The organism is Vibrio sp. 10N.222.46.A1 (assembly GCF_041473595.1).
GTDB classification, from domain to species: Bacteria; Pseudomonadota; Gammaproteobacteria; order Enterobacterales; family Vibrionaceae; genus Vibrio; species Vibrio tasmaniensis_A.
On sequence record NZ_JBFRSN010000442.1, the window covers coordinates 1 to 4,513 of the forward strand.

Annotated in this window: 1 protein-coding gene; it reads right to left on the reverse strand. The window is 43.0% G+C overall.

All coding sequences use genetic code 11. The features are described from left to right. A partial coding sequence (locus tag AB4496_RS13625; protein ID WP_372131146.1) for a retention module-containing protein occupies nucleotides 1-3,890 on the reverse strand: 3,890 nt, incomplete at its 3' end. Between the last annotated feature and the right edge of the window lie 623 nt (nucleotides 3,891-4,513).

The following is a 4,513-nucleotide window of genomic DNA, read 5'->3' on the forward strand; positions in this document are numbered from 1 at the left end:
CCATCGGTAATGGTCAAAGTCACGGTGGATGTCACCGGATCTTTATCAAAGTCACTTGACGTCACTACGATTGTTTTAACGATGTCTTCGTTGTTTGTATGAACTAAATCGCGATTGGGTTCAAAGCGCACTTCACCTTGCAGGGTGATGACTAACGTCCCTTCAGTGAAACCGAACCGCTGCTCACCAGTATCTGTTTGAACCAGTGTTCTAAGTTGTCCGTCATAAACGAACTGAGTGATTGTTGCACCATCTGCACTTTGCACTGGCATCACATCGACAGTGCCTGTCGTAACAACACCTGCAGCCAAATCAGCCACCGTTGGCTCAGTAATGGTTAACGTTTGGTTTTGCATGCCTTGCACATCATCGCTAACCGTCACTTTCAATGGCGACATCAATGAATCATCACCATCACGATCGACCGCAAGTACAGGAAGCTCAAAGCTCAGATCGTTCTTTGCTTGGCCATCAGCATGATCTAATGCTTCAAGTAGAGTAAAGGTGTACTCACCCACCGTGCTGGTAGAAAAGCTAATAGTAAAGACGGGAACTTCTGGGTTGGATCCATCTTTCACAAAGCCAATGTACTGGTTGCTGTTTTGTGGATCGACACGTAACTCGACGGCTAACCCGCCCGATTTAAGCGCGTCGTTGGTGTTGAATTGAGCAGGGTCGATACGGAACTTGACTACATCATCACTTTGATTGGTAAACTGAATAATCTCAGTTTGACTCACAGGCACGGTGCTTACTGCCGAGCCATCGGCTAGATTGGATTCTGATAGCGTGACGCTTGGAATAGTATTGATGATTGGAATATCACCATCGGTGATGGTCAAAGTAACGGTGGATGTCACCGGATCTTTATCAAAGTCACTTGACGTCACCACGATCGTCTTAACGATATCTTCGCTGCTTGTGTGGTTTAAATCGCGATTGGGTTCAAAGCGTATTTCACCTTCAAGGGTAACAAACAGTTTTCCCTCAGGCACAGTGATAAGCTGCTCTCCCGTTAAGCCCTGATTCAAGGTGTAAACGGTATTATCATACGTGATCTGGGTAATGGTCGCGCCATCAGCACTCTGATCAGGCATCACATCAATGGTGGCAGTCGTCACCTTACCAGCAGCCAAATCCGCAACCGTCGGTTCAACAATATTGAGCACACCATCTTTCATGATTTGCACATCATCACCGATGGTCATTGTAAGCGGGGAAATTTGCGAGTTATCGCCATCAGTGTCCACGGCATAAACAGGCAGTTCAAAGCTCAGGTCGTTATTTGCAAGGCCATCTTCATGATCTAACGCTTCAAGCAGCGTGAAGGTGTATTCCCCTAATGTACTTGTAGAAAAGCTAATCGTGAACACTGGGACATCAGGGTTTACCCCATCGTTAACAAAACCTATATAAGTACCTGAGTTCTGAGGGTCTTCCTTGAGTTCAACGACAAGCCCATTCGATTTGAGCGTATCATTAGTATTAAACAAGTTTGGATCAATTCGAAAACTCGCGACATCATCACTACCGGCTGTAAACGTAATCGTTTCAGTGGCGCTAACCGCATTTCCGCTTGGCGAAGATCCATCACCAAGATTCGTTTCAGATAATGTCACTGGTGGAACTAGGTTAATTACCGGATCTTGGCCATCAGTAAGACTAAGATCAAGCGTTGAAAAGCTCTCGTCGCCATCAGCATCTTCAGCTAAAAAGGCAAATTGTTTTACTATGGTTTCGCTGCTTGAGTGGTTGATATCACGAGCGACTTCAAAACTAAAATCACCATTGAGTGAAATCGTTGCAACCCCTTCTGTAAATGGGAAAGTTTGTGCCGCATCTGGGAGTAGATTTTGGTCTAACTTGTATTCGACCCCATCGTAAGACAATGATTGGATTGTCGAACCATCCGCACCCTCAAAGTTGAATAGATTATAAGAAACAACAGTATCGCCCGCCAAAGTCGGTTCATCGACGGAAACGACATTATCGATGAGTTCGACCACATCATCTTTTACACTGATTAAGATCTCAGCAGCTTCTGGTGTGTTTGACCCACCAGACAGTGCAGAGCGGTCACCATCCGAGTCAACCGCGTAAATGGGCAATACAAAGGTTAGCAACTCACCTTCAGCACCTTGGTGTGAAAGCGATTCGTACAGAGTAAATTCATAATTCCCCAATGATGGACTATCGACTTTAACGTCAAAGACCGTAATTCGAGATCCATTGACCTCAACATAACCTTCATACGTTCTCACATCATTGGTTTGACTAACTAACTCTAATTGAACGGCAGCACCATTGGAAACCAAGGCTCCCGCTGTATTAAATTCAGTCGGTTCAAGTTCGTAATGGTCAATAATGTCACTTTCAAAAACACTTGCTGTGATACTGCCAATACCACCTACTGGGGTTGTTCCTTCTTGTGAGCCACCAACAATGCCTGACTCATCAACATCGATGCCATCAACATTAATAATGAACGGGCTATCACCATCAGAGATATCAACCTTAATCGTATTCGTTACGACATCCTGGTCAAAATCGGTAACCGTAATCGGTAGAGAGAATGAAAGCGTGTCGGAGCTCACTTCTTCTATTGGTTTAAACTGTTGGAAATTATATGTGCCATCGGTATCGAGGGAGATTGTGAGAACAACCTCACCTCTCCCTTGAATAGACAGAGTGATCGTTGTTCCGTCATCAGACAGTCTTGCAACCGTATTTTGGTTATCACTGAGCAGCCCATCAAACTCTTCTAACGCACTTGCATCAAAGACAGCAGATTGAAGTTTATCACTTCCAATATTAGAAAAAGTGCCTTCAATAGGTGCACTACTCGTTTCTACATTATTGATATTCACGCTTTCAGCAGACGGATTCACTCCGTCAAATAAAGTAACCAGCGCATTAATTGGTGATGCTATTGGGTTTCCTGCGGAGTCTTCACCTTGAATATCAAAAGCAAAGTTAATTTGATCGCCAGTATAAGAAACCTGCCCACCACCGATAGACGGAACATGATCAATAGATTGAGAAATCGTGGTGGTTAATGAGATATCGATATTATTGCCAACACTAGTAGCATCAATATCGATACGTAATACTTCGTCAGTACCTTGAACACCAACAATGGAATTCGTTACCGAGTCGTAAGTAAACGTGACAACTTGGCCGCTTGATGTAATGTCGTTATTAAGCTCACTTAGGAGTGAAGCAAGGGAGAGTGTGTCTGGGACAAAAGAATCTGGGTCTAGAGCTAAACTGCCCGCAATAATCGTTTCTGTGGTCGTAATAGATTGGGGGTAGGTATTGCCAGAAATAGAACCTTCAGTGACTGATTCGCTGATCGATTGACCACCAGCTGAACGTGTGATCGTTCTAAATTCCTCTCGAGTTTCCTCTACCTCTTCTTTCGCAAGCCCTGATGTCTCAAAGAATGTCGAGGGCTGAGTTTGAATATTATTGTATTCAATCGTAACAAAGCCTGCATTTGCAGAGCCTAGCCCTTCACCAGCAGCCGTTGCTTCCAAAATTTCAGTAGGATCGGCGCCACCTAAAATAGCTTCTTGGATTGCCGCAATATCATCGTCAGTAAATGCTCCGTCGTCAGATTGCTCTAGATCGAAATTGACCTCTCCGGCGATAGGGGCATCAGCCCAAGACAATTCTTGGTCAATACATCCAACACAATTCTCGCCAACCAGAACCTCACCATTTGGAGCACCTAATACAAGTTCTGCATTATTTGCGGTAATGACTATCTCATTTTCACGGATGATATCGCCAACTAGAACTTTTTTTGGGTTGCCGTCAGGTGTTACTACAACCACATCCCCACTTACTGCTTCAACAACCGCAGCTTGGCGCGAAACCTCAATATCCATATATCCCCCGTTATCACAAGCACTCTTATCTAGAGCTGTACAAATTATTTTTGTTAATCATTACAGGCTTTAATCAAATTCATACTTACCCCTCATCAATGGCCAATCTTTTGTTGTGCCTCTTCGAGTTGAAAAGAGATAAGTATTTAACCTGTTTTTTTTATAGTTTACTTACTGTTAAGCCTAGTCTTCCCCATAAAAAATGCCATGTCTGTGCTAAGAGACTCCTTTTCACAAATTCACTTATTCTCTATGGATTTCTAAAACACAAATTAAACGTTAGTAGTGCATTGATTTATATGCAAATAAACTCACAGCGATGTTACATCTCTTTAATCCTATAAAGATATACAGGAATAAAGTAGATAAATCATGAGCGAATATCAGACATTGCTTGAGGCAAACGATGTGATAGCAACAAAGCAGAGAGTAGTCCCAAACTTGAGACAATGTTCAGCACAAAGCGGATGAAAAACCATTTATTAAGCGTATATTTCGCCAGTTTCATATATGCCCATCAACATATTAAGGTGCTATGGAGGAACAATAGTCATGACTTATCATTCGATACACACATATCAAAAGGAATACGTTTTAGGACAAAACAATAGATACAAAAAAGC